At 68.7% G+C, this 23,664-nt stretch carries 20 protein-coding genes, 5 tRNA genes and 1 other RNA gene; 19 read left to right on the plus strand and 7 right to left on the minus strand.

Going from position 1 to position 23,664, the window contains the following annotated elements; genetic code table 11:
- Positions 1 to 1,019: 1,019 nt before the first annotated feature.
- Together VFR64_04100 and VFR64_04105 are read right to left on the minus strand one after the other, a co-directional pair.
- Positions 1,020 to 1,247: a hypothetical protein gene (locus tag VFR64_04100; GenBank protein HET9488930.1), complete on the minus strand. Its 228-nt coding sequence runs from the start codon at positions 1,245 to 1,247 to the stop codon at positions 1,020 to 1,022.
- A 200-nt stretch (positions 1,248 to 1,447) separates the two neighbouring features.
- Positions 1,448 to 1,750, minus strand: a complete 303-nt coding sequence (locus VFR64_04105) for a hypothetical protein (protein ID HET9488931.1) — start codon at positions 1,748 to 1,750, stop codon at positions 1,448 to 1,450.
- A gap of 156 nt (positions 1,751 to 1,906) precedes the next feature.
- On the opposite strand from VFR64_04105, the gene VFR64_04110 reads away from it, so the two are divergent.
- From VFR64_04110 to VFR64_04130, 5 genes are all read left to right on the plus strand, one after another.
- Positions 1,907 to 2,362, plus strand: a complete 456-nt coding sequence (locus VFR64_04110; GenBank protein ID HET9488932.1) for a hypothetical protein — start codon at positions 1,907 to 1,909, stop codon at positions 2,360 to 2,362.
- 61 nt (positions 2,363 to 2,423) lie between these two features.
- Positions 2,424 to 2,517 (plus strand) — tRNA-Ser (locus VFR64_04115).
- 1 nt (position 2,518) lies between these two features.
- Positions 2,519 to 2,595: transfer RNA gene (locus VFR64_04120), tRNA-Arg, on the plus strand.
- A gap of 13 nt (positions 2,596 to 2,608) precedes the next feature.
- Complete coding sequence (gene tadA, locus VFR64_04125) at positions 2,609 to 3,088, plus strand: tRNA adenosine(34) deaminase TadA (GenBank protein HET9488933.1); 480 nt, start codon at positions 2,609 to 2,611, stop codon at positions 3,086 to 3,088.
- Positions 3,065 to 3,159: transfer RNA gene (locus tag VFR64_04130), tRNA-Ser, on the plus strand. Before tadA ends, VFR64_04130 begins: the two co-directional genes overlap by 24 nt.
- 473 nt (positions 3,160 to 3,632) lie before the next feature.
- On the opposite strand, the gene VFR64_04135 is transcribed toward VFR64_04130, so the two are convergent.
- Positions 3,633 to 4,013 carry a hypothetical protein gene (locus VFR64_04135; GenBank protein ID HET9488934.1) on the minus strand — a complete coding sequence of 127 codons (381 nt, stop codon included), beginning with the start codon at positions 4,011 to 4,013 and terminating at the stop codon, positions 3,633 to 3,635.
- Positions 4,014 to 4,185: 172 nt separating this feature from the next.
- Here VFR64_04135 and VFR64_04140 point away from each other — a divergent pair.
- The 7 genes from VFR64_04140 (at position 4,186) to VFR64_04170 (ending at position 8,441) form a co-directional block, all read left to right on the plus strand.
- Positions 4,186 to 4,279 (plus strand) — tRNA-Ser (locus VFR64_04140).
- A gap of 17 nt (positions 4,280 to 4,296) precedes the next feature.
- An RNA gene (gene ffs / locus VFR64_04145) (signal recognition particle sRNA large type) lies at positions 4,297 to 4,561 on the plus strand.
- 84 nt (positions 4,562 to 4,645) lie between these two features.
- Entirely contained in the window at positions 4,646 to 6,304 is a 1,659-nt protein-coding gene (dnaX, locus tag VFR64_04150; protein HET9488935.1) for a DNA polymerase III subunit gamma/tau, read from the plus strand.
- Entirely contained in the window at positions 6,301 to 6,615 is a 315-nt protein-coding gene (locus VFR64_04155) for a YbaB/EbfC family nucleoid-associated protein (GenBank protein HET9488936.1), read from the plus strand. The genes dnaX and VFR64_04155 overlap by 4 nt, the downstream gene beginning before the upstream one ends.
- A gap of 3 nt (positions 6,616 to 6,618) precedes the next feature.
- Complete coding sequence (recR, locus tag VFR64_04160; protein HET9488937.1) at positions 6,619 to 7,221, plus strand: recombination mediator RecR; 603 nt, start codon at positions 6,619 to 6,621, stop codon at positions 7,219 to 7,221.
- Positions 7,222 to 7,224: 3 nt separating this feature from the next.
- Complete coding sequence (locus tag VFR64_04165; GenBank protein HET9488938.1) at positions 7,225 to 8,358, plus strand: heparan-alpha-glucosaminide N-acetyltransferase domain-containing protein; 1,134 nt, start codon at positions 7,225 to 7,227, stop codon at positions 8,356 to 8,358.
- Between the two features lie 7 nt (positions 8,359 to 8,365).
- Positions 8,366 to 8,441, plus strand: a tRNA-Asn gene (locus tag VFR64_04170).
- A 228-nt stretch (positions 8,442 to 8,669) separates the two neighbouring features.
- Here VFR64_04170 and VFR64_04175 read toward each other — a convergent pair.
- A complete protein-coding gene (locus tag VFR64_04175; GenBank protein ID HET9488939.1) occupies positions 8,670 to 10,940 on the minus strand; it encodes an ATP-binding protein in 2,271 nt (756 codons plus the stop codon).
- Between the two features lie 2,561 nt (positions 10,941 to 13,501).
- Here VFR64_04175 and VFR64_04180 point away from each other — a divergent pair.
- Positions 13,502 to 14,167: a PAS domain S-box protein gene (locus tag VFR64_04180; protein ID HET9488940.1), complete on the plus strand. Its 666-nt coding sequence runs from the start codon at positions 13,502 to 13,504 to the stop codon at positions 14,165 to 14,167.
- A gap of 537 nt (positions 14,168 to 14,704) precedes the next feature.
- Here VFR64_04180 and VFR64_04185 read toward each other — a convergent pair.
- Together VFR64_04185 and VFR64_04190 are read right to left on the minus strand one after the other, a co-directional pair.
- Entirely contained in the window at positions 14,705 to 14,902 is a 198-nt protein-coding gene (locus tag VFR64_04185; protein HET9488941.1) for a hypothetical protein, read from the minus strand.
- Positions 14,903 to 15,046: 144 nt separating this feature from the next.
- The gene (locus VFR64_04190; GenBank protein ID HET9488942.1) at positions 15,047 to 15,583 is read right to left on the minus strand and encodes a hypothetical protein; all 537 of its coding nucleotides are present in this window, start codon (positions 15,581 to 15,583) and stop codon (positions 15,047 to 15,049) included.
- A gap of 187 nt (positions 15,584 to 15,770) precedes the next feature.
- Here VFR64_04190 and VFR64_04195 point away from each other — a divergent pair, with 187 nt between their 5' ends.
- Genes VFR64_04195 through VFR64_04220 form a run of 6 tightly spaced genes read left to right on the plus strand, consistent with a single transcriptional unit; the run spans position 15,771 to position 22,169 of the window.
- The gene (locus VFR64_04195; protein HET9488943.1) at positions 15,771 to 16,022 is read left to right on the plus strand and encodes an acyl carrier protein; all 252 of its coding nucleotides are present in this window, start codon (positions 15,771 to 15,773) and stop codon (positions 16,020 to 16,022) included.
- A gap of 17 nt (positions 16,023 to 16,039) precedes the next feature.
- Positions 16,040 to 17,323: a hypothetical protein gene (locus tag VFR64_04200; protein HET9488944.1), complete on the plus strand. Its 1,284-nt coding sequence runs from the start codon at positions 16,040 to 16,042 to the stop codon at positions 17,321 to 17,323.
- Complete coding sequence (locus tag VFR64_04205) at positions 17,305 to 18,528, plus strand: FAD-dependent oxidoreductase (protein ID HET9488945.1); 1,224 nt, start codon at positions 17,305 to 17,307, stop codon at positions 18,526 to 18,528. The genes VFR64_04200 and VFR64_04205 overlap by 19 nt, the downstream gene beginning before the upstream one ends.
- Before the next feature lie 6 nt (positions 18,529 to 18,534).
- The gene (locus VFR64_04210) at positions 18,535 to 19,989 is read left to right on the plus strand and encodes a class I adenylate-forming enzyme family protein (GenBank protein ID HET9488946.1); all 1,455 of its coding nucleotides are present in this window, start codon (positions 18,535 to 18,537) and stop codon (positions 19,987 to 19,989) included.
- Positions 19,989 to 21,284, plus strand: a complete 1,296-nt coding sequence (locus VFR64_04215) for an NAD(P)/FAD-dependent oxidoreductase (GenBank protein HET9488947.1) — start codon at positions 19,989 to 19,991, stop codon at positions 21,282 to 21,284. Before VFR64_04210 ends, VFR64_04215 begins: the two co-directional genes overlap by 1 nt.
- A 9-nt stretch (positions 21,285 to 21,293) precedes the next feature.
- Positions 21,294 to 22,169 (plus strand): LLM class F420-dependent oxidoreductase, encoded by an 876-nt coding sequence (locus tag VFR64_04220; protein ID HET9488948.1) that lies wholly within the window; start codon positions 21,294 to 21,296, stop codon positions 22,167 to 22,169.
- A 174-nt stretch (positions 22,170 to 22,343) separates the two neighbouring features.
- Here VFR64_04220 and VFR64_04225 read toward each other — a convergent pair.
- On the minus strand, positions 22,344 to 23,664 hold a 1,321-nt coding region (locus tag VFR64_04225), incomplete at its 5' end, for a CocE/NonD family hydrolase (GenBank protein HET9488949.1).

The following is a 23,664-nucleotide window of genomic DNA, read 5'->3' on the forward strand; positions in this document are numbered from 1 at the left end:
ATACCGTGTGGTGCCGGCCTCCGCGTCCCAGAACTTGTAGCGGAGATAAAAGTAGGGACCGTGTTTCAGCCCCGCGCGGGACGTGCGATCCGAGACTGCTCATGTCGCTCCAGCACCCCAAGGCTAGCGGGCCTCTTTCCCCCGGAGCTTCATCAGGTCGATGTCGGTGTGAATGTTGATGGTTACGCGGCCGAGCTGGTTCTCAGAGCCCAAGCCGATCTCCGGTTGATTCGAGCGGCTGATTCCAGGGCCTGTACGACTGTCTTCTGGGTGGTGACGACCTGCCGTAGCTTACGAACAACCACTTTGAGAACCTCAGGATCCTCAAGCGCCTGTGCCCACAGCGTGCGGATCTTGTAGGTTTGGCTGCCTTTCGGCCGGTCGCCAGCGTTGCCGCTGACGCCACAAGGACCGGCACCCGGATCACGGTGTCGGTGCGCTTGAGCTTCGACAGGATGGCAACCACCTCTTCCGACGTGGGCCGGCGAGCCCACGTTGTTATGCCGTTGTTCTCAACGGGTGTCGTCATGGGCTCTCCTTTGCCTGCTGATCCGGTGCTGTTCTCAGCGGCTAATGTCCCCTTCGACCGATCACTGGTCAGATAACCCGCAGGGCCTGGTGGGCTCGAACGCTCCAGGCCAGGATCCACTCGGCCCGGCCCAGGGCCCGCTGGCGCCGGCTATGCTCCGCTCGACAGCGGTTGGTCCTGGTGACCGACGGCGCCGGATCTTCAGTGAATTTGAGGAGGAGTTGAAAGGGTCCGACGAGGCATGACGGGGCTGCTTGCTTTGCCTGTGCTTTGCCCGAACCACCGGGCGCCGCCGGTCGGGATCGGTCGGGACGGTGTGCGCGGGCGCGGTCTAAGGGTGCGTCAGAGCACTGATGATGACCGGTGGTGTCGGACGAGGGGTTTGCGCGACGGCGACTTGAAATCCACCGACCCGCAAGCCCCATGGGGGTTCGAATCCCTCGCCCTCCGCCAACAGTCGCCTGATGGCGCGGATCGACCGGTGGTGACTCTAGGCGGGCTTGCGGGGCCGCGTGGTGCGCAGGTAGGAGCTGCGATAGAGCGGCCGAGGCGTCGACTGGTCGGTGTCGAGCTCGCGGAGCCGGCGGCGGCCTTCTTCGATCGCCAGGGCGATGGTCCGAAACGATAGCCGGGACTCCTCGATGATGGCCCCGGCGTAATCGACGATGCGCCAGCGCCAGTCGGGCTGGTTCGGGCTCGAGAATGCTGCAACCTGCATGGGGCAGCTCCTCGTTTCCGCTTCGAGGAAGCCCGTCCCAGTCGCGCGGAAGCGACTGGTGACGGCGCCTGATGAGGGGGGCCCGACGATGAGCCGGTATCCGGACCAGACCCGGGCAGTGTATCGCCCGGGCCCCACCGGCGCAACCCGCCACGGGTAGGGGAGCGGCTGCGGTCGCCGCCGCCGCCCCCCGGCCAGCCCTACTGGAAGCGGAAGAGGACCTTGATCCGCGGGTACTCCGGCGGCTTCCCCTCGACGTCCACGATGCGATAGGTATGGTCCGGAGCCTCCAGTAGCAGGTTGTTGTCGCTCACGCTGATCAGCTTGCCCCACGCCTTCGGCACCGTCAGATCGTACTTGGGGACCAGGCTCTGGGCTTGCGCCGGATCCGGCCGGGCGATCTCGAGCAGCCCCGAGCCGGACAGCCAGGGCTGGGCGGCAATAACCACCAGCGCGATGGCGATGACGGTCAAGACAACCTTGGTATAGCGGTCCTTGGCCACAAAACTCCTCCTGGTGTGCGGTGCACTGCGCGTGTGGCGAGCGGCCGGCCCCGAGTATGCCACGCGCGAGCGGCGAGCGAGCAGACGTTGCACGCCTTCCAATCGAGGGGGACACTGGGGGCACCCGGTGCTTCACCCGTTGATGGAGGTGGTGAGATGAAACACATCAGCCTGCTCATCGCCGGCATGCTCACCGCAGTTCTGGCCGGACCGGCCTTGGCCCAGACGGCCCCGCCGCCGGCCTCGTCCGGTGGTTCCAGCGCCATACCGATCATCGTGGTCGTCGGCGTCGTGCTGCTCGCGATCGGCCTGACCGTGAAGCTCTTCGACCTCCGCCGCAAGCGGGAAGCCCAGGCCGTGCAGCTCCAGGCCCAGGTCTCCGACGCGCTGCTCCGGGAGCCCCAGCTGTTCAACCTGCCCATCACGCCCACGGCCCGGGTTCCTTTCTGGTCGGGCTCGCCGGCCACCATCGAGGTCGCGGGGCAGGTTCCCACGCCGGAAACGAAGGAGCTCGTGCTCGGCGTGGTGCGGTCGGAGGCGGAGCGGCTGCGCGCCGACGTTCACCTGGAGGACCGCCTGACCGTCGTGCCCACCGTGGTCCGCGCGGCCTGAGCGACGGCCCCGGCCAGGTACGCCCCGAGCGCGTGGTGTATACTGGCGGGGCTCCGCTCCCGGAGAGGTGGCCGAGTCGGCCGAAGGCAGCCGCCTGCTAAGCGGTTACAGGGGCAAAACCTCTGTCCCGGGTTCGAATCCCGGCCTCTCCGCCACGCGCCCTTAGCTCAGATGGACAGAGCGTCGGACTACGAATCCGAAGGCCAGAGGTTCGAATCCTCTAGGGCGCGCCACACCTCCTCCGTCCTGCTCGACGAGGACTTCATGCGGCAGGCCCTCGCCGAGGCGCGGCGGGGTCTGGAGGGCGGCGAGGTGCCGGTGGGCGCGCTCGTCGTGGTCGACGGCGCGGTGGTCGCGCGCGCGCACAACGCGCCGATCACGCTGGGCGATCCTACGGCCCACGCCGAGATGCTCGCGTTGCGGGAGGCGGCGCACGTGCTCGGCAATTATCGGTTGACGGGCGCGACGCTGTACGCCACTGTCGAGCCGTGCCCGATGTGCTGCGGGGCGGCGCTGCAGGCTCGCATCGCGCGGCTCGTGTACGGGGCGCGCGACCCGAAGGCCGGCGCGGTCGTGTCCCTGTACCGGCTGCTGGAGGACCCGCGCCTGAACCACCGGGTGCCGGCGACCGGCCCGGTGCTGGAGGCCGCGAGCGCGGCCTTGTTGAGCGAGTTCTTTGAGACGAAGAGAGGACAACGGCGCGGAGGGGTGGCCGAGCCCGGTTGAAGGCGTCCGACTCGAAATCGGATAGGGGCCCAGAAGGTCCCTCGGGGGTTCAAATCCTCTCCCCTCCGCCAATCTTTCCTTTGTTACGGCTGACAGGGAGCGCGTGTCTCGAATAATCCTCGCAGTCGGCGAGCAGGCGGACTTTCTCCGTCGGGTGCGCGAAGTGCTCGGCGGGTGGGAGAAGGTCGCCCATTTTGCGGGTGTTCACCCGCGAACGGCTCGCGATTGGGGACGGGAAAAGTGGCGGGTGTCTAGCGAGGCGGCACTCCTGCTCGAGCGCGCCTCCGGTGTCGCATTCCCAAGGCCGGCTGGGGAACTTCCCGAATTTTGGAGCACGGCGAAGGCAGGAACGGCGGGGTGTCTTAAGAGGAATTCTCTCCACGGAAATCCGGGGACGCTGGAGGGAAGGCGGCGCGGCGGATTGGTAAGCCAGTACCGGCGGTGGGAACACCCGGAGAAGTATGCCGGGACCGGAGTGATGCTCCGAAAGGCGATTCGGCTGCCGCCGGATGACGTGGCGCTCGCAGAATTCGTCGGCATCGTCTTAGGGGATGGAAGCGTCTCGGACCGCCAGGTGCGGATCTCGCTGAACAAGTGGACGGACAGGGCCTTCGTCAGCCATGTTGTCGCGCTTGCCCAATCGCTGTTCGAGATCAGGGTGCCAGTGCGAGAGCCGCCCGGTGAGAATTTCGTCTATGTTGAACTGACCGGTACGAATGTCGTCGAGTTCTTGGTCAGCAAAGGGGTCTGTCGGGGCAACAAGATTGCCCATCAGATGGATCTGCCTCGATGGGTCAGGCAGCAAGGCGACCTGGCGAGAGCATGTGTTCGAGGGCTCGTCGATACGGATGGCTGCATCTATGCTCACGAGCACGAGGTCCGAGGCAGGCGCTACCGAAACATCGGTCTCGTGTTCACGTCCCATTCCAGGCCGCTGCTTCGGTCGGTGCATGAAGTGTTGTGCGAGTCGGGCCTCCCGGCCCGGTGCGATGGGCGCAGTCATGTGTCAATCTATCGATGGGCCGGAATAAAGCGGTATCTTGAAGCGATCGGGAGTCGGAACCCTAAACATGTAGAAAAGTACCTCGAATGGGCGCGGAGGGGTGACCGAGCGGCCGAAGGTGCGGCACTGGAAATGCCGTGCACGGGGTAAACCCTGTGCCGTGGGTTCAAATCCCACCCCCTCCGCCACAGCATCACCGACGTGGCCGTGCTAGACGGGGAGGTAGCGGTGCCCTGTAGCCCGCAATCCGCTCTAGCGGGGTCGAATCCCCTCCCGAGGGCGGGTCGTGTTGAATGAGCCTCGTGGGACGGCGTTGAAGGTTGGGCCCTACGCAACGGGAATCGTCGAACCCCGCCAGACCCGGAAGGGAGCAACGGTAAGGCGACCCTTCCGTGTGCCGTGGGAGTACCTGGCTGGAGCCGGCTCCGCGGGGAGATCGCAGGACGGGCCGTTCGACGGGGGGTGCACGGCCACTTTGTATCGGAGCGCGTGCCCGCCTTGAACCGCGGGTGGCGAGTGAGAGGCGCGCGGGGCTCCGATCGTGGAGTCGACCGATGAGCTATCAGGTGCTGGCCCGGAAGTGGCGGCCGCAGACGTTCGAGGCGGTCGTCGGCCAGGACGCCATTACCCGAACGCTGCGCAACGCCCTGGCCTCCGGCCGGCTCGCCCACGCCTACCTGTTCGCCGGGCCCCGCGGCGTTGGCAAGACGACGACGGCCCGACTCCTGGCCAAAGCGCTGCTGTGCCCGGAGCGGCGTGGCGCCGATGCCTGCGGCGTCTGCCCGGTCTGCCTCGAGGTGCAGGCGGGAACCATCGTCGATGTCATCGAGATCGATGCGGCCTCCAACCGCGGCATCGATGAGATCCGCACCCTGCGGGAGAACGTGAAATACGCGCCCGCGCGGGGACGGTACAAGGTGTACATCATCGACGAGGTCCACCAGCTCACCGTCCACGCCTTCGACGCGCTGCTCAAGACGCTGGAGGAGCCGCCGAGCCACGTGGTGTTCGTGCTGGCCACCACCGATCCTCGGGACGTCCCGGCCACCGTGCTGTCGCGGGTGCAGCGCTTCGACTTCCGTCCCATTCCTCCCGATACCCTGGCCGGCAGCCTGGAGCGTATCCTCGCCGAGGAGAAGATCCCGTTCGAGCCGGCGGCGCTGCCGATCGTGGTGCGCGCGGCCGAGGGATCGCTGCGGGACGCGCTGTCGCTGCTGGACACCGCCATCGCCTACGGTGAGGGGCGCCTCGAGGCGGCCACGGTGGCCACGTTGCTCGGCGCGACGGCACCGGCCGAGGTCCACAATTTCAGCGCGGCGCTCCTGGGGCACGAGACGACGGCGGCGCTGGAGGCGATCGACCGGGCCGTCGGTGACGGTGAGGACCTGATCGCCTTCACGCGCGACGTCATCGAGCTGCTCCGCCGGGTGCTCGTGCTCAAGGCGGCTCCCCGCGCTCAGCTGGCCGACCTGGCCGCCAGCGAGGCCAACGCGCTGCGCAAGCTCGGTGAGAGCGTGAGCCTGGACGAGCTTCTCTACGTCCTGCGGACCTTCGTGGAGGCGGACACGCTCATGCGGGAGTCGCCGCATTCCCGGGTGGAGCTGGAGGTGGCCGCCGTAAGCGCGACCCGGCGACCGGTGCCCCAGGCCATCGACGACGTGCTGCGTCGTCTCGACGAGGCTCAGGCCCGGCTCGCGCAGTACCTGCCGGCGCCGCCGACGGGGGCCGCGGCGGTGCAGGAGACGCTCTTGTCGGAGGGATCGCCCCGCGCTCCGCAGCCGGCCACGCGCGGCGCGGCGCCCCGCGAGGCGCCCCCGGCCCCACGGCCCGCCGCCGTTGCGCCGACGCCACCGCCCGCAGAGGATCTGGCGACCGCATGGCAGCGCGTGGTGGACGAGGTGATGCGCAAGAAGCCGATGCTGGGCGCCGTGCTGGCCCAGGCCACGCCGCTGGGGATCGCCGGCGGCGAGCTGACGATCGCAGTGGCGGGGAACCATTTCCATCGCGAGCTCCTGATCGATCGGGCCAACCGCGAGCTGATCGTGGCCGGGATCCGGCGGTGGCTTCGGGACGTCGAGCGGTTCGCCGTGAGTGAGTCGCCCGGGCCCGTCAAGGACATCGCCGCGCACCCGGTGGTGCAGGCGGCCCTCACCGAGTTCGAAGGCGAGGTGGTCGCCGTACGCCAGCGGCCGCCGGAAGGAGAGGCGCAGTGAAGGGCTTCGGCAACCTCATGAAGGAAGCGCAACGGCTGCAGCAGCAGATGCAGGCGCTCCAGGAGCAGGTCGCGCAGAAGAAAGTGCAGGCAACGGCCGGAGGCGGGATGGTCACGGTCGAGGTCAACGGCCGCCAGGAGGTCGTGTCGATCAAGATCGATCCCGAAGTGATCAACCGGGACGACCCTCAGATGCTGGAGGACCTCGTGCTGGCGGCGTGCAACGAGGCGCTGCGCAAGTCGCGGGAGCTGGTCCAGCAGGAGCTGGGCAAGCTCACGGGGGGGCTCAAGATCCCCGGGCTCACTCCGTAGTCCGTGGCCCATTACCCGGAACCGGTCGCCCGGCTCATCGACGCCCTGCAGCGGCTGCCGGGGATCGGTCCCAAGTCCGCCCAACGGCTCACCTTCTTCCTGCTCAAGCGGCCCGCCGACGAGGTGCGCGAGTTCAGCGAGGCGCTGCTGGCCGTCAAAGAGCGTATCGTGTACTGCCAGCTGTGCTTCAACGTCACCGACCAGGACCCGTGCCGCATCTGCGCGGACCCCGGCCGGGACGCCCGGCAGCTCTGTGTGGTGGAGGAGCCCAACGACTTGCTGGCGATGGAGCGGACCGGCGAATACCGTGGGCGCTACCACGTCCTGCTGGGGGCGCTCTCTCCGCTCGACGGCATCGGGCCCGAGGACCTCAAGATCCGTGAGCTCCTGGCGCGGCTCGACGCCGGCGGGACCACCGAGGTGATCCTGGCCACCAATCCCAACGTGGAGGGCGAGGCCACGGCGCTCTATCTGGCCAAGCTCCTGCGACCGCTCGGTGTGCGGGTGACCCGTATCGCCCGGGGGCTGCCCGTCGGCGGTGATCTGGAGTACGCGGACCAGGTGACGCTCTCCAAGGCCCTCGAGGGACGCCGGGAGATCGGGTAGCCCGTGACCGCCGAGGCCCCACCAGCGTCCGCGCCTGCCGCCCAACGCCGGCTGCTGTTCCTCGACGGGCTGCGCGGGATCGCGCTGATCCTGATGGTGGTCAATCACACCTCACGCTGGTGGCTGGACGTCAAGCCCCTGGGCTGGCCGCGCTACTACCTCATCTACGGCAGCGTGATCCTGCCCGCGTCGATCTTCCTGTTCCTGGTCGGCTTCTGCCTGCCCATCTCGTACCGGCGATCGCCCGAGCGAGACCGGATGACGGCCACGTTGCTCAAGTACGGCCGGCGCGGCCTACAGGTGATCGCCGCCGGGCTCCTGCTCAACCTCGTGGTCTTTCCGGAGGAGCCGATCTGGACCGGCGGGGTGCTCCAGACGATCGGACTCAGCATCGTGGTGCTCGGGCCCCTGCTGCCGCTGCTGCGCTCGCGCTGGGGGCGGGAGGGGCTGCTGGCGCTCGCAGTGGGCCTCTTCGTCGCATTCACGCTGTCGTACCAGGCTCTGCAGCAGTGGGTGGTCGCCCATCCCGTGATGGGCCGCATCTGGTTCTTCGATTTTCCCCCGTGGCCCTGGCTCAGCGCCGCGCTGATCGGCCTGGTCCTCGGCTGGCGCTGGCTGGACGCGCGCGAGCGGGGCCGAGCGGCCGAGGCGCGATACTTCGCCACCGCCGCCCTCGTGGGCGTCGTCTGTCTGCTGTTCTACCTCGCCTGGGAATGGTGGCTACCCACCGCGCCGCGCTTCGGCTTCCCGCGCGACTTCCTGCTCAACCGGCACTGGACGCCGCGCGGCGTGACCACGGCGCTGATCGCGGGCGGGCTCGCCTGCCTGCTGGCCGGGACCTACTGGCTGATGGAGGTGAAGGGCTGGCAGCTCCGCTGGCTCGTGGTCCTGGGCCAGACGGCGCTGATGCTGTACTTCGTGCACCAGCTGATCGTGCTCACGCTCATCAACCAGGCGCTCGGGCTCAGGTTCAACAACTGGCCTCTCTACATCGGGGCGAACCTCGCGCTGATCGTTCTGCTCGTCGGCATCGGCTACGCATGGCTGGCCATCAAGCGGGCCTGGCGAGCGCACGGGCTGGGGCCGGCCTCCGTGTGGCGGACGTTTGGAGCGCGGCGCGGGGCTGCTGTAAAGTAATCAGTATTCCCCGGTAGCTCAGTCGGTAGAGCGGGTGACTGTTAATCACTAGGTCGCAGGTTCGAGTCCTGCCCGGGGAGCCAACCTTCTCAGACACTTGCCGCGACCGCCTCTCCGGTGGTTCCACTTTGTGGTTCCACGAGGCTCGGCGCCGCCGCCTCGTGGGCTTCCGCGGCCTGTCCTGAGCCGGACCTGACGAGAAACACGTCTTTGGCGACGGCTTTTTACGGCCTCCCGCCCCTTCGGGATGACGCTGTCTTGCGGGGAGGCCTGAAAAGGGGCGACACCCTGATAGGGGTCGGCAGAAGAAGCTACTCGAGGGAGCGTCCGGCGACACTCGCGATGATCATCGTCAACTCGCCCGGATCCACCGGCTTCGGGACATGCATGTTGTAGCCGGCGGTGAGCGAGAGCATCCGGTCCTGCGTCCGCCCGTAGGCGGTCAACGCCACGGCCGGCGTCTTGCCGCCGCGGTCCGGGTCCAACGCCCGCACCTTGCGTATCAGCGTGTACCCATCCTCACCCGGCATTTCTATGTCGGAGACCAAGACATCCGGACGCCACTGCTGCAGCGTCGCGAGGGCTTCACGTGCCGTGCCGCACGTTCTGACCACCGCGCCGGCCCCTGTGAGAATCGCCATCGCGAGCTCCACCGCGTCCGGATCATCGTCGACGACCAGCACCTGGAGCTCATCAAGGCGCACACCGGCCGAGACCGATTCCACGGTGGCCGCAGTGGGATGCACGCGCGCGACCGATCCCTCGATGATGGCCGCGAGGCTGAGCGGCAGCTTCACGATGAACGTCGCCCCCTTGCCATCACCGCCGCTTTGCGCAACGACCGCGCCCCCGTGTAGCTCAACGAGATGCTTCACGAGGGCGAGGCCAAGCCCGAGCCCCCCGTGCGTGCGCGTACTGGAGCTGTCCGCCTGTCGAAACCGATCGAAGATGAAGGGCAACAAGCCTGGATCGATCCCCCGGCCCGTGTCGCTGACTACGATCTCGACGTGGGAGTTGATGCGCTGCAGATGCACCTGGACACGGCCGCCCTTGTCCGTGAACTTCACGGCGTTCATGAGCAGGTTCCAGACAACCTGCCGCAGCCGCGCCGGGTCGCCGGTGATCGGTCCCGCGCGGGGATCGAGCACAGACTGGAGTCGGATCCTCTTGCCTTCGGCCGCCGGCCGCACGGCGTCGAGCGCGTTCTCGACCACGGCCTTGAGATCGACCGATTGGACATCGAGCCGCATCTTTCCCGTGATGACCCGAGACACATCGAGGAGATCGTCGATCAGCTGCACCTGCGCGTTGGCGTTTCGGACGATGGCATCCAGCGCGCGCGGCGATGCCTCCGCGCCGACCTGTCCATCTCGCAGCATGCGGGCCCACCCATACACGGCGTTCAGCGGCGTGCGCAGCTCGTGGGACAACAGGGCGAGGAATTCGTCCTTCGCACGATTGCCCGCTTCCGCCGCCTCGCGGGCCACGCGCAGCTCCGCGACCTGACGCTCGAGGGACGCCCCACGCTCCCGAATGAGCCGACCGGCTACGACGAGGGTGTGCCCGAGCCTGGCAAGCTCCGTGATCGGGGTGTCGGTCGCCACCCGCGTGTCGACTGGTGCACTCAGCGCGTCCGCGGTCGCCACGAGATCGTTGACACTGCGCCCGATGCGCCGCGCGACCAGCAGTGCCACGATCACGCTCAGTGCGAGCAACACCGCGCCGACCATCAGGACATTCCAAATGGAGCGCCGCTGGGCCGCGTACAAGACATGCTGTGGGACACCGACCGCCACCGACCAGCCGGCGATCCGCAGCCGCTGGAAGACCGTCCGCACGGGCGTGCCCTCGTGGTTGATGTCGTCGATGACTCCAAACTCATGCCCGGCACTCCGCTGTGCCAGCAGAGGTGTGACCGGAGTCGCGATAAGACGCTCGGCGTTCACAGTCCGGAAGACGATGCTGCTTCGACGGTCGTAGAGCACCGCGATGCGGTCCGGCAAGTTCTCCTGGCTACCCAGTGCGCCGGCCATCGACCTTGCCGAGAGAATCGCGCTGAGAACGTATCTGACCGTGCCCTCGCGAACAACCGGCACACGCACGGAGAAGGCGGCCTGGGCATGGACGTCGCCGGGGAGGAGATCCGAGATCACTGGCTTCCCCGCCGCCGCGGCCTGCTTCACTGTTGACACGTCCAACAGAGGCAGTGGCGCGCCGGTCGGGCTAAGGGAATTTACGAGAGCGGCGCCATCGGGCACCGCAAGATTCACGGCCAGCCAACCATGCCTTGCCTGACTCACCAGGACCCGTTGCGCTTCGCGGGCAAACGCGCCGTAGTCGCCGTGGTCGAGAGACTGTGACGCCGCCAGCGCCTCGAGCGAGGTGATGGTACTCGTCAGCTCACGATCGACACCGCTCGCGAGCGCCGCCACCGTGTCGATCAGTCCGCGCTCGACCGCCTCCTGCTGCGTGCGGCTGAGTCCGATCGTAAGGTAGGCGGCGAAGCAAAGCATGGGTACGACGGCCGCCGCCGTCAGGGTCAGCAGGTAGGTGCGGAGCGACGCACGTGGCAGCAGCGTCATTAGGTGTCGCCCGGCGCCAAGCTCATGAACGCCCCGCCGCCGCAGACCCGGCGACGTCGTCGCGCGAAAGAGCAAGGCAATCCGGCAGCCACATGCGTCAACCCTTCGGCCCGAGCGAAGGCGGCAAGAGACTACACCAAGATGGCGGCGAGGGATATTGGGAAGTCTACGACGGCGCACCAAAACGCCGGGTCGCGCCGTGGTGGGAATCCTGCTGCCTGTCCCCGGTCGCCACTGGACACTCATCACGTTCCCGCAGAACCCCGCTGGCCCGGAGTCCCCGATCCGGTGACCCTTGAGTGCCCGTCTGGAGCGTGGCACCGTTCCCGTTCTGATGGAGTGCTGCGGCCAGCGCCCGGGTGATGGCGGTGGGCTGCACCTTCAGCTGGCGGGCAACGGCACGCAGGGTGCCCTTGCTGAGAACAGGCAAACTCATCTCCGTAAGACAACAGAAAGGATCGGTCATGTTTAGAGGTAATTAGCGACAGTTGAAGACGATCCGGGCGCGCGTGGCCCGCGCCCGCATCCGCCAGCGTGAGCGCTTTCGCGGAACCTCCCTCCGGATCAATGCCGACATGACGGCCAGCTGATCGGCGTGGAGGGCGCCACCCGTCGCCGCCCTTCCGCTCTGCGGCAGCAGAGTCATGACTTCCGGGGCGTCCTGGCGGCTCGCTCAAGCTTCGTACAGTGCTGTGTGGGCGGGTCATCTTGCCAGGCCAGGCCGAGCAGCCAGCTCCACTAGCGAGTCGGGCATCCTCATACCGGCACTGACGGACGCCTGGGCAGTGGCGGATGCCGGCCTCACGGACCCGGCGTCTAGCCCACTTGTCAATGGCGTGATCGGGGTATAGCGTTCGAACCGGTCACTGAGGTCGCAGGCGGTGACCAGATTTCAGAGCAATAATCCCGGCCGGTCAAGACTGATGGAGGAATCGGTTATGGAGCCAGATATGCGAACACGCCTCGCGATGGTCGCGGCATTCCTGTTCGTGCTGGAAAGCAATGCCCTCCTCGCCGCCAGGCCGACTTTCGCGCAAGCTTGGCCACCTCCCCCGCAGACCGTTCCGAGCATCGGGTTGAAGACTCCGGACCCAACCACCGCCTTCCCCGGTTCGGTCCCCAGTATCGGATTGAGGGCCGCGGACCCGACTACCGCCTTCCCGGGCCCGGTTCCCAGTATCGGATTGAGGAGGCCTGACCCGACGACCGCGTTTCCCAGTTCGGTCCCCAGTATCGGATTGCAGGCCCCGGACCCGACTACCGCCTTCCCGGGCCCGGTCCCCAGTATCGGATTGCAGACTCCGGACCCGACCACGGATTGAGCATATTGAAGAAGGCTGCGTGATCTTCGAGTAGGCCGTTCCTCGTCGCGATGCGCTCGAGCCGCCGATGCACACGGGACTCGACGGGCACGCCGAACGCCTGGGCCTGGGAGTCGGCAAGCGAGCAGATTATCTGGGGCTTTGTCCAGTCGACGGGGTCTTCGATGGCGTACCCCCGGCGCCGCAGTTCACGCAAAGAGCTCACCGATACTGTACGGGCTCGTGTTTGCCGGCAAGACAAGCAGTGGTCACACGGGGGCGGAAGGTGGGCGTGCCACCTTCCGCCCCTCACCCCCGGAAGATTGACCCCACCGCAGCTTCTTGATCCACCGCCAGATCCGCCCGCGGGGCGGCGCTCCGAGGAGACCCCGGCGATAGAGCGCCACCGCCAAGTCCTCCGAGCGAACGACGAAGCCCTTGTTACGCACTCGCTTGGCTGTGATGTCCACGCGACACCAACTCGTCGACTCTGTGCTCGGTCGTGAGTCAACGCCGGCGCGGGCTATCCGCGGCAGCGCGCACGACGATCTGGACTCGCTGACACGCCGAGCACCGTTGTCGGCGGACCCTGTAACCTGGAAATCTTTCGAGGGTTCCAATCACCTGCTGCATCGTTTCCAGACCGACGCCGACCTTCAAGGCAAGACACCCGTCGCAGAACGCAAGCCCTTTGTTCTCTCGGAGGACTGCGCCCGTCCGCTGCTCAGTGGTGTCCATCACCGCGCCCCTCGTGGCGGCTTCCACAGAACGCCACGCCGTTTCAATCCCTCTTACAGAAAGAAATGATGCAGGACGTTTCGCCGCCGCCGTTGCACGAGCCGTGCCGAACGCGAAATTCTGAAGGCTTCGGGGTCGCCAGGCTCTCCGCGATGCGGAATGCGTAAAGGCGGCCGACGGGTGGACGGGCTCCAGCCTCCGGGCGATCAGTCGGCCCTAGTGGGTCAGTTTGAGGCTGGCGATGACACGAGAAAGGCGAACGTGCATCTAAGCAGGCCAGCCTGGCCCCAGCCGGGCCCGGGCGTCAACCGCGTTTCGCCGGGTGGGAAGGCCTCGTGTGGGAGGATCGACTCGATCCGCCCCAGCAATGGCCTGATTTGTTGTAGCATACCGGGCTGCGACGGGCTGTCCCCGCCCGACCTCAGTTCAAGCCCGCCGGGAAGGCACCCAATTGGGTGGGCATGCGCTCACAGATCTTTCGGACGGGCTCTGCACCAAGTCCAGTGGGCTTCAGAGCGCCGCGTGACGACGCCGTTCGAGACCTTCCTCGAAACAGTTCCCGACGCGATGGTGGTCGTGGACCGCCAGGGCCGCATCGTCATGGTGAACAGCCAGGCGGAGCGCCTGTTCGGTTACCGCAGGGAGCAGTTGCTGGGTCTGCAGGTCGAGCTTCTAGTGCCTGAGCGATACCGGGGTTCCCACTCGGAGCACCGGGAAGGCTACTCCACGGCGCCGACTGTCAGACCGATGGGGGCCGCCCAGGAACTGTACGGGCGCCGCAAGGACGGCAGCGAGTTCCCGGTCGAGATCAGCCTGGCGCCTGTGGAAACCGAGCAGGGCATCTTGGTGGCAAGCGCCATTCGCGACATCACCGACCGCAAGCGAGCCGAAGCCCAGCGGGCAAGTCTCATTCGAGAGCATGCGGCTCGGGCGCAAGCCGAGGCAGCGAACCGTGCGAAGGACGAGTTTCTCGCCACGCTGTCACACGAACTTCGCAATCCGCTCGGCGCGGTGTTGAGTGCCGTGGCACTGCTCGACAAGGTAGGCCTGCAGGAGGACCCCGCCATCAAAGCGCGCGCGATCATTCGCCGCCAGGCGCAACGATTGTCGCGACTACTTGATGATTTGCTGGACATTGCGCGGCTGCAGACCGGCCGGGAAGATCCTGCTGACAACTCAACGCGTTGATGTCGGAGAACTTGTGAAAAGGTCTCCGGCATTGGCGCGCTCGTCGTCTCGCCGCGCCGTCGCCAGTTCACGCTCGCCTTGGCGTTGTCCCCCGGGTCAACATTCGCGGGCCCCAGGTCCTGCGGTTTCTCCGCCACCTCGCCCGCCACGTGCGCGGCCAGTCATCCTGGTCTGGGATCGCCGCAACCCGCACAAGCACCGCCTGGTGCGCGCGTGGCTGGCCAGGCATCCGCGCTGGGCGATCGTCTGGTTCCCGCCCTACGCGCCCGACCTCAACCCGGTGGAGTTGCTCTGGAGCTATCTCAAATACGGCCGCCTCGCGATTTCGCGCCGGACGACGTCGACGAGATCCGCACTCACGTGTGCCGCGAGCGGCGGCGCCTAGGCCGACGCCCACAGCTCCTGAGGAGCTTCTTTCGGCACTCGGCTTTGCCGTTTCGTGTCTAATATATGACATTATTTACGCATCTATCATTAATCACTAGGTCGCAGGTTCGAGTCCTGCCCGGGGAGCCACCCTTCTCACCGCGGCGCGAGCTACTTCTTGACGTCGTCCACCGTGTTGTCGATCTTCCGGCCTGTCTTCTCCGCCGGTCCCTTGCCCAGCCTGTCCTGGCCCGTGATCTCGTCGACCTTCTCCCCGGCCTTCTGCATGGGGCCCTTCTCGCACCCGGCCAGTCCGACTCCGATCCCGACGCTGACTGCGACGACGGCCGCGATCACGTGTCGATTCATCTCGTCATCCTCCCGGAAATAGCGTTTCTGGTGTCATCAGCTCGATCACGCACATGCTTAGGCACGTACCGTGCCAGGCTCGGCGTCGTGGAAATAGGCGCGGGATCGACGGTGCGTCCGGGCCGCGGGAGGCGTGGGAAGGAATTACAGAGTACAGGGCAGCGAACCTTTTCCAGCCCGAGGCGATCGGGCGGCACGCAGGCGGCGGGCCAGCATCGCCAGGCCGGAGAGCGCGACGGCGCCGATGGCGAGCCTGATACCAACACGCCCCCAGCGTCGCCCGCCCCGCGGGCGCGCCATGGGGATCCGATCCAGGACGGCGCCGACGGCCGGGTCGGCGTAGGCACCGTAGGCGTCGGTCAGGGTGCCCCGCGTGCCGTCCCGAGCCTCGAGCGCGTAGATGATCGACATGTCATCGGGGTCCGAGGCCCCCTCGAAGCGATAGTGATCGACGATCCGGACGTCCTCGGGGCGAAACCGACGGTCGGTTCCCGCGACGCGCAGGCTATCGCCCTCGACGACGAGCTCGGCCGTGAAGCCCCGGCGTCGTAGCGAAGTCATCGCGGGCGCCTCGCGTGAGTGATCGACCGGCGAGCCCGGGGCCGTCGGCGGCCGGGTGCCGGCCTCGTCGACCGGACCGATCTCGACCTGGCGCTCGGCGCGCGGATCTGGTGAGCTCATGCCTGCCTCCTCGCGCCGGTGAGCGGTGCAAGCGCAGTGCCGCCCGAGCCCGAGCGGCCCCGACCGTCCCTCGGCTTGCCTGGCCCGCCCCGCGGGATCCTGAGTTGTTGACCTGCCGGCCCGCGCCGCTGTAGTGTCTACGCGTCGTGTGGGACGACGCCCGATGTCCGCACCTCCGCGATCCCGAATGGAGCCGGACGAGGTCGCCGGGACCCTGACCGCCTTCGTCAACGAACAGATCATGGCCCCGGGCCGGCCCATTCAGCCGGACGACGCGTTCGAGACGGTCGGGGTCGATTCCATGGCGCTGCTGAAGATCCTCGTCTTCGTCGAGAAGCGGTTCGGCTTCTGGATGCCCGACGAGGATCTCGTGGACGAGCACCTCACCTCCCCCCGCGCTCTGGCGAACTACATCTGTCGCCGGCGCCGCTCGCCCTGACGAGCGGCACGGCGACCGTGCATCGGCTCCCCCTGCGCGGCGCCGATCTGGTCCTCGTCGGGATGCAATCGCTGTGGGGCGCAGCGGAGCCGAGCCACAACACGATCCTGGTCGTCGAGTGTGACGGCCCCCTGGACGCGGAGCGGATCCGCCGAGCCCTGGAGCGGTTCCTCGATGTTTGCCCCTGGCCCGCCGCCCGGCTCCGCCGGCCCTTCCCCTGGGGCCGGCTGTCCTGGGTGGCCGGGGCCCGCGACACGTTCGCCGTCCCCCCGGTGAGCTGCCGCTCGGTCGGCGAGCCGGTGGAGCTTCACCGCCTGCTGGAAGAAGAGCTCAACACGGCGATCGATCCCAGGCGGCAAGCGCCGATCCGCTTCCTCGTCGTCGGCCACGTTCTGGTCGTGACGTGGTTTCATCCGCTGATGGATCCGCGGGGCGGCCAGAATCTGCTCGCTCATCTGTCGGCGATCGACGCTCACGGCGGCCGGCCGCCGTGGAACGGCGTGACGCCACGCTTCGTGGCTGCTCCGGACACCCGGCCGCTCAGGGAGCGCGGGCGGATCGCCCGGCGTAGCGTCGAGTACATGGCGGCGCTGGCGCCGGTCCCGCCGGTGTCTCCGGGATCGCGGCTCGGCTCCTCCGGCCGCGTCCGCTTCCGGCAAGAGAGCTTCCGTGACGCCGGGCCGGCCGCCAATGGCGCGCGCGCCACCAGGGAGATGTGCTGGCGGCTGGCCGTGGTGGGCAAGGCGATGGCCGAGCTCTGGCAGCGGCGGCGCTTGCCCGACGTCCCCTTCCTGGTGCCGATCTCCGTCGACCTGCGGGCCAAAGGCGACCCGGAGCCGACGTTCGGAAACGCGCTGGCCTTCCACTTCGCCCGGTTCACGCCATCGCAGACTGCCGATGTGCCGGCCCTGGCGGCGGGGCTGCGGCACCAGATGGCCGAGGCCGTCCGGGATGGCCAGATCGAGGCCAACGCCGTGGCCATGGAGTTTCTGGCGTACCGGCCGCGCCGGATGATGTTGCGGGCGCTGCCCTGGACGGCGGACCGCGAGACGTTCTCGTTCAACTGCGCCGACATCACCGACGTCCCTTCATCGCTCGCCGCCCTGTTCGGCCGCCGGGTCCTCAACGCCTACCATGCCCCGGCGGTGCTGCCCCGTCCGGGGATCGGCGTCTTCTTCAATCGCTGTGGGAGCCGGAACAACGTCGTCATCTCCTGGATCGAGGGCGCCGTCGCGGCGGACGAGGTCGCCAGGATCATGGAGGTCATCCGCGAAGGGCTGGCGTGGACCCGGCTCGCGTGAGCTACGACGTGGTGGTCGTGGGAGGCGGCGCCGCCGGCCTGGCCGCGGCGGTGGCCGCCGCCGGCCGCGGCGCCCGCACCGCCCTCGTCGAGCGCTACGGCTTCCTCGGCGGGATGGCCACGGCCGGGATGGTCGGCACGATCTGCGGGCTCTATCGAGCGACGAAGGCCGGGCCACCCGAGCCGCTCAACCCGGGGTTTCCCGACCTCTTCGCCCGCCGTCTGGCGGCGATGCCGGGCTGCGAGCCGCCGGTGCGCCGGGGACGGACGTTCGTGCTGCCCTATACGCCCTTCGCGTTCATGTGCCTGGCCGACGAGGTGACGGCCGGCGCCGGCCCTCTCGACCTGTACCTGCACGCCCACCTCACGGCCGTGGAGCGCCACGGCGAGCGCATCGAATCGGTGCGGGTGACCACGTGGGAGCGGACCGTCGAGCTGACGGCGCAGGCGGTGGTAGACGCCAGCGGCGACGCCGTCGTCGCGTACCGCGCGGGCGCGGCGACGGAGACGTCCGCGCCGGCCGACCGGCAGCTGCCCTCGCTGATCTTCGCGCTGCAGCAGGTCGACACGGCGGCGCTGGGCTCGGGCGCGCGACTGGCGTTGCTGCGGGCGCTGGCCACCGCCGAGCAGGAGGGCAAGCTGCCCAAGGGCGCCGCCAACCTCACCCTGGGGCCCTCGGCCCAGCCGGGAGAAGTCATCTGCAAGCTGGCCCTGAGCGGGATCGTCGAGGAGCTCGGCCCGGGAGGCGATCTCCTGACCGCGGCCGAGCAGGAGGGTCGGCGGCGCGCGCGGGCCGTGGTGGAGTTCCTCAAGTCTTTGCCGCTGTTCGCCCGGGCGTTCGTGTCGCACGCGGCGCCCCAGGTCGGGGTGCGGGAGAGCCGCCGCATCATCGGACGTTATCAACTCACCCGTGACGATGTCCTGGCCGGCCGCAAGTTCGAGGACGCCGTCGCCCGGGCCAGCTGGCCCATCGAGCTCTGGGCGGAGGGCCAGCTGGGCGCGCTCTACGAGTACCTGGACGACGGCGAGACCTACGACATCCCGGGACGCTGTCTGCAGTCCAGGGACGTGAGCAACCTCTTCGTCGCCGGCCGTTGCTTGAGCGCCACCCACGAAGCCCTCGGCTCGGCGCGCGTGATCGGAAGCTGTCTGGCTACGGGTGAAGCCGCCGGCGTGCTGGCGGTCCGCCGGGCCGAGGAGGCCTAGCTCCCGATGAACCTGGTCGAGTTCCTGCACGCCTCCGCGGGGCGGCATGCGGATAGCCCGGCGGTGACCGATGTGCGTTCCGGTCGGGCCCTCAGCTACGGCGAGCTCGAGCGCGAGGCCGGCCGCGTGGCGGCCTTCCTGGCCGCCCAGGGCATCGAGCGGGGTCAGCGCATCGGCCTGCTGGCGCCGAACGGCCTCGCCTACCTGCCGGCCGCCTTCGGCTTGCTGGCCAGCCAGGCCTGCCTGATCCCGCTGGCGACGAATCTCGCTCCGCCGGAGACGGCCCGGATCCTGCGCGAGGTGGACGTCAACGGGTGCCTGGCGTCGCCGGGGATGGAGCCCGTCGGTGACGGCGCCCGCGCGGCCCTCGCCGGCGGGGCCTGCGACGGCTTCACGTTTCAGTGGGTCAATCGCGGCGCGGCGGGCGCGCCGGGCCTGCGGCAGCTCAATCCCGCGTTCATCCGGTTCACGTCCGGCACGACGGCCAGCAGCAAGGGCGTGGTGCTCTCTCACGAGGCGACGGCGGCCCGCATCGAGGCCGCCGATCATGTCCTGAAGCTGACCGAGGACGACCGGATCCTCTGGGTCCTGCCCCTCGCCTATCACTTCGCCGTCACCATCGTCGCCTACGTGAAGGCGGGCGCCCACATGCTGATGTGCCCCGACACATTGCCCCGGGCGCTGATCGATGCGATCACGCGGTTCCGCGCCACCGTGCTCTACGCCTCGCCGCTGCACTTCGAGCGCCTGGGCGGTCTGCGGGGCACCCCGCTGACGAGCGTGCGCTTCGCGCTGTCGACGAGCGCCCCGATCACGACCGCCGTCATGGAGCGCTTCGAGGCGGCCTACGGCGTGCCGGTCGGCCAGGCATACGGGATCATCGAGGCGGGTCTGCCCTGCATCAACCTGCGCACCGACGGGTTGCCGGCGGCGTCCGTGGGGCGCCCGGTGCCCGGCTACGAGATCGCCGTCTTCTCGGAAGAGGGCCAGCGCCTGCCCACCGACGCGCAGGGCGAGATCGCGGTCCGCGGTGACGGCCTCTTCTCCGCCTACTACGAGCCCTGGCTGTTGCGCGAGCACCTCACGCGCCAGGGGTGGTTCATGACCGGCGACATCGGCCGGCTGGATGCGAGCGGCGCGCTGCACCTCGCGGGCCGCAGGAAGGCGGTCATCTTCGTGGCCGGGCTCAAGTTCTTCCCCGAGGAAGTCGAAGCGTGCATCAACGAGTTCCCCGGAGTGAAAGAATCCCGGGTCTTCGGCCGCGCCCACGCCCACCTCGGCGAGGTGCCCTGCGCCGAGATCGTCCCCCTGGCCTCGGGCTGCGACCTGGAGGCCTTGAGGGCGCACTGTACTCGGGCGCTCTCGTCGTATAAGGTGCCGGTGGACTTCACCGTGGTCGACGCGATTCCGCGCACGCCCGGCGGCAAGATTCTCCGGCGATCGGCGGTGGTGGCCGGCTGATGGGCCGCTCGCCGTTTCGGGTGGCCATCGTCGGCGCCGGCCCCGCCGGATCGGCGCTGGCCATCCTGCTGGCCCGCCAGGGCGCGCAGGTCACCCTCTTCGACCACGGCCGGCGCCCGCCGTTGCTCGTGGGCGAGTCTCTCGTCCCCGCCATCGTTCCGATCCTGCAACGGCTGGGCTTCGAGCAGGAGACGGCGGCGGTAGGCCTCGTCAAGCCCGGAGTCACCTTCGTCTGGTCGCCGCAGGACCGCGCCAGCTTCCGCTTCGCGCGCTTCGCGCCGGCCGTGCCCCCGTACGCGTACAACATCCCCCGGCCGCAGTTCGACGAGGCGCTGCTGGCTCGGGCCGTCGCCAGCGGCGCTCACCGGGTCGTCATCCACGCCAGGCTCGACCGGGCGAACGGCCCCACCCGGGAGCTCGCGCTGAGCCCGGACACCCTGGCCGCGGCGCCGTCGCTGGAGGGCCGGCAGCCGGACCTCATCGTCGATGCCACGGGTCGCGCCCGTCAGGCCGCCCGCGCGCTCGACATTCCGGCCCGGGTGGGCCCGCGCGACGATATCGCGCACTTCGCTCACTACCAGCGCTTCAGCTGGGACGACGAGCCGGGCCAGGTCGTGATCTCCCGCATCAAGGCGGGCTGGAGCTGGCGCATTCCGCTCAAGGATCGTCTCTCGGTCGGCATCGTGGTCGACCGGCGGGAGGCCGAGAACCTCGGGCGCACGGCGGAAGAGCGACTGGAGCGGGCGATCGCGATCGACGCCTGGCTGCCCGAGACCCTCGCCGAGGCCACGCGCGTGAGCCCGACGGCCACCTATTCCAACTACCAGCTCATCTCCGAGCGAGGGTCCGGGCCGGGCTGGGTCATGATCGGCGACGCCTTCGGCTTCGTGGACCCCATGCTCTCGCCGGGTGTCTTCCTCGGCCTGCGCTCTGCGGAGCTGGTGGCCGATGCGCTCGCCCCCTTCGCCCGGGGACGCCGCGAGCCCACGCCGGAGGCCCTGGCGTCGGCGCTCGATTCCTACGCGGCCACCCAGACCGCGATGCTGGACGCCTGGATGGAGCTGGTGGCCTTTCTCTACGACGGCCGCCTGATGGCGATGCTCCGCGCCGGCCACGGCTGGATCGGGGCGCGCCCGAGCCGGCTGCGGACCGCGGCACAGAACCACATCGAACGGCAGGTCGCCCTGCAGGCCTCCGGCGTGGCCACCACGTCGCGCTACGGCCGCGGCCTGCTGCGCCTGCTCGGGCGTTACGGGCTACGCGGCGTCGAGCCCGCCGAGCTGGCCCTTCACTGAGGGGGCGTCATGAAGATCGGCGTCGTGTTTCCTCAGACCGACATCGGGAGCGACCCGCAGGGCATCCGCGACTATGCCCAGGCCGTGGAGGCGATGGGCTACACCCACATCCTGGCCTACGACCACGTGCTCGGCGCGGATCGGAGCCGCCACACCACGCTCACGGGCATCTACGGTCACCGCGACGCCTTCCACGAGCCGTTCGTGCTGTTCGGGTTCCTGGCCGGTATCACCCGGCGCGTGGAGCTGGTCACCGGCATCATCATCCTGCCTCAGCGCCAGACGGCTCTGGTCGCCAAGCAGGCGGCCGCCGTCGACGTGCTCTGCGGCGGCCGGCTGCGGCTCGGGGTGGCCGTGGGCTGGAACTTCGTGGAGTACGAGGCGCTCGGCGAGGATTTCTCGACGCGCGGCAAGCGGATCGAGGAGCAGATCGAGGTCCTGCGCGCGCTGTGGACCCAGGAGCTGGTGACCTTCCAGGGGCAGTGGCATCGCATCACGGCGGCCGGCATCCATCCCTCGCCCCGCCAGCGGCCCATCCCGATCTGGATCGGCGGCCTCAGCGATGCCGCGCTCGGCCGCGCGGCGCGCGTGGCGTCGGGCTGGATCTGGTCGGGCGCCCTGCGGCCCGGTCCCGAGGCCCAGGCCCGCGTCGATCGCGCCCACGCCCTGGTGATGGCGGCCGGACGCCAGGCCACGGAGTTCGGGATCGAGGGACGCGTGTCGCTGGCCCCGCTGTCGCCCGATCAGTGGGCCGGTGAGCTGGCCGCCTGGCGGGCCATGCGCGGCGTGACCCACCTCTGCGTCGACACCATGCGCATGGGCCTGTCCAAGCCCGACCAGCACGTGGAGACCCTCCGCCGCTTCAAGGAAACCGCCCTCGCCTGAGCCGGCTGGGAGAGCGTGATTGCCGCTCGCGTGAGATCGGGCGAGTTGGATGAGCGTGCCGTTGCACCTCGCGTGAGTGGGAGGTCTGGAGGGGGTGGAGACCACCCCCTCCAGCAGGAAATGGGCGCGTCTCGTGCCCCCCTCCAAGCTGAAATCCGGCGAAGCCGGGCCCGCCTACTTCGGTGGAATCACCGGCACCAGCAGATGCGACGGCTGCTTCGGCCCGCCGTGCAGCGTCACGCGCTTGCCGAAGATCTCCGGCGGGCGGTCGCTCGGATCGTTGTGCTGGAACGGGCCCACCCCGGTGAACACCGCGCCCAGCGTGCCCAGCCCCGCGCTCGGCCCGCCCGGATACTCGTAGTCGCGCCCGCGCACCGTCAGGCCGATCCGATAGCCGGCCGGCGCCACGATGCAAGTCGGCCAGATCTCGACGTCGAGCTCGTAGACCTTGTTCGGGGTCAGCGGCTGGATCTCGTCGTGGGTATGGTACGGGCGGTAGGGAAGCGTCAGCTCGCCGTCGAGCTTGCGGTGCGAGGCGCGCAGCCAGCCCTGGGCGATCGGGGTGTGCGGGTCGAGGGCCCCCTGGAACGTGATCTCCTTCATGTTGGGGGTGAACACCCGCACGACGAGAAAGAGGTCGGTGTCGGTCGTCTCCGATGAGACGAACAACTTGGCCGCGAGCGGCCCGGTGATCTCGGTGTCCCGAGGCAGCGGCGGCGTCAGGAAGGTCACCCCGTCGCTGAAGCCCGCGTAGCTCACCCGCCCGTTCTGGGCGACCGGCTTCCGGACCAGGCTCTGCTCGGCCGGGTTGAGATAGAGCTTGGTCCAGCGCGTGCGGGCCAGAGGCCATTCATCCTCCTGGCGCTCCACGAAGGTCTCGCCGGGATGGCGCACCTGCAGGAGCACGCGCGGCTGCTTCTTCCATCCGGCGTCCTCGCCCTTGAGGAAGTGACCGAAGAACCGCTTCTGGAGGTCGACGCCGTAGTCGGTGTAGAAGTGCGTCCAGTGCTCGATGCCGTGCACCTCGAGCCACTTCTGCCGCGAGCTCGACCGCGCGAAGCCCTCGAAGTTGCCGCGGGGGTGCAGCCCCTGCCCGCCCCAGTTGGCCGCCGACCGGAGTGGCACCCGCACCTTCGAGAAGTCGGGCATCCGTGAGCACCAGTACTCGTCGCTGGCGAGGGGATGCTGCCAGCAGTCCTCGTAGAAGTCGCGCCGGTTGGCGCCGAGCTGCTCCTCGCTCAGCGGGGGCGGCCCCGACACCCAGTCGCCGGTCATGCGCGAGCGATAGCCACGGGTCCCGCGCCCGTGCTGCACGCGCATCACCTGGGAGGGGAACCACGCCCGCCCGAAGGCGCACAGGATGCCCCCGTGGTGCGAGAGGTCGCGGTAGTAGTCGGCGGCCCCCTCCCAGACGCACATGGCGGTCAGATGGGGCGGCTGCAGCGCCGCCACCTGCCACTGGTTCATCGCGTAGTAGGAGATGCCGTTGAGACCG

The sequence above is a fragment of the Candidatus Methylomirabilota bacterium genome, from assembly GCA_035709005.1.
Taxonomy (GTDB): domain Bacteria; phylum Methylomirabilota; class Methylomirabilia; order Rokubacteriales; family CSP1-6; genus 40CM-4-69-5.

Bases quoted from the DNA above. Each gene is read 5' to 3' on its own strand.
- VFR64_04135 (HET9488934.1), bottom strand. From the start codon at position 4,013: ATGGGACGTGAACACGAGACCGATGTTTCGGTAGCGCCTGCCTCGGAC.
- VFR64_04190 (HET9488942.1), bottom strand. From the start codon at position 15,583: ATGAGCTCACCAGATCCGCGCGCCGAGCGCCAGGTCGAGATCGGTCCG.
- VFR64_04215 (HET9488947.1), top strand. From the start codon at position 19,989: ATGGGCCGCTCGCCGTTTCGGGTGGCCATCGTCGGCGCCGGCCCCGCC.
- VFR64_04100 (HET9488930.1), bottom strand. From the start codon at position 1,247: ATGCAGGTTGCAGCATTCTCGAGCCCGAACCAGCCCGACTGGCGCTGG.
- VFR64_04185 (HET9488941.1), bottom strand. From the start codon at position 14,902: ATGAATCGACACGTGATCGCGGCCGTCGTCGCAGTCAGCGTCGGGATC.
- dnaX (HET9488935.1), top strand. From the start codon at position 4,646: ATGAGCTATCAGGTGCTGGCCCGGAAGTGGCGGCCGCAGACGTTCGAG.
- VFR64_04195 (HET9488943.1), top strand. From the start codon at position 15,771: ATGGAGCCGGACGAGGTCGCCGGGACCCTGACCGCCTTCGTCAACGAA.
- VFR64_04110 (HET9488932.1), top strand. From the start codon at position 1,907: ATGAAACACATCAGCCTGCTCATCGCCGGCATGCTCACCGCAGTTCTG.
- VFR64_04210 (HET9488946.1), top strand. From the start codon at position 18,535: ATGAACCTGGTCGAGTTCCTGCACGCCTCCGCGGGGCGGCATGCGGAT.
- VFR64_04175 (HET9488939.1), bottom strand. From the start codon at position 10,940: ATGACGCTGCTGCCACGTGCGTCGCTCCGCACCTACCTGCTGACCCTG.
- VFR64_04220 (HET9488948.1), top strand. From the start codon at position 21,294: ATGAAGATCGGCGTCGTGTTTCCTCAGACCGACATCGGGAGCGACCCG.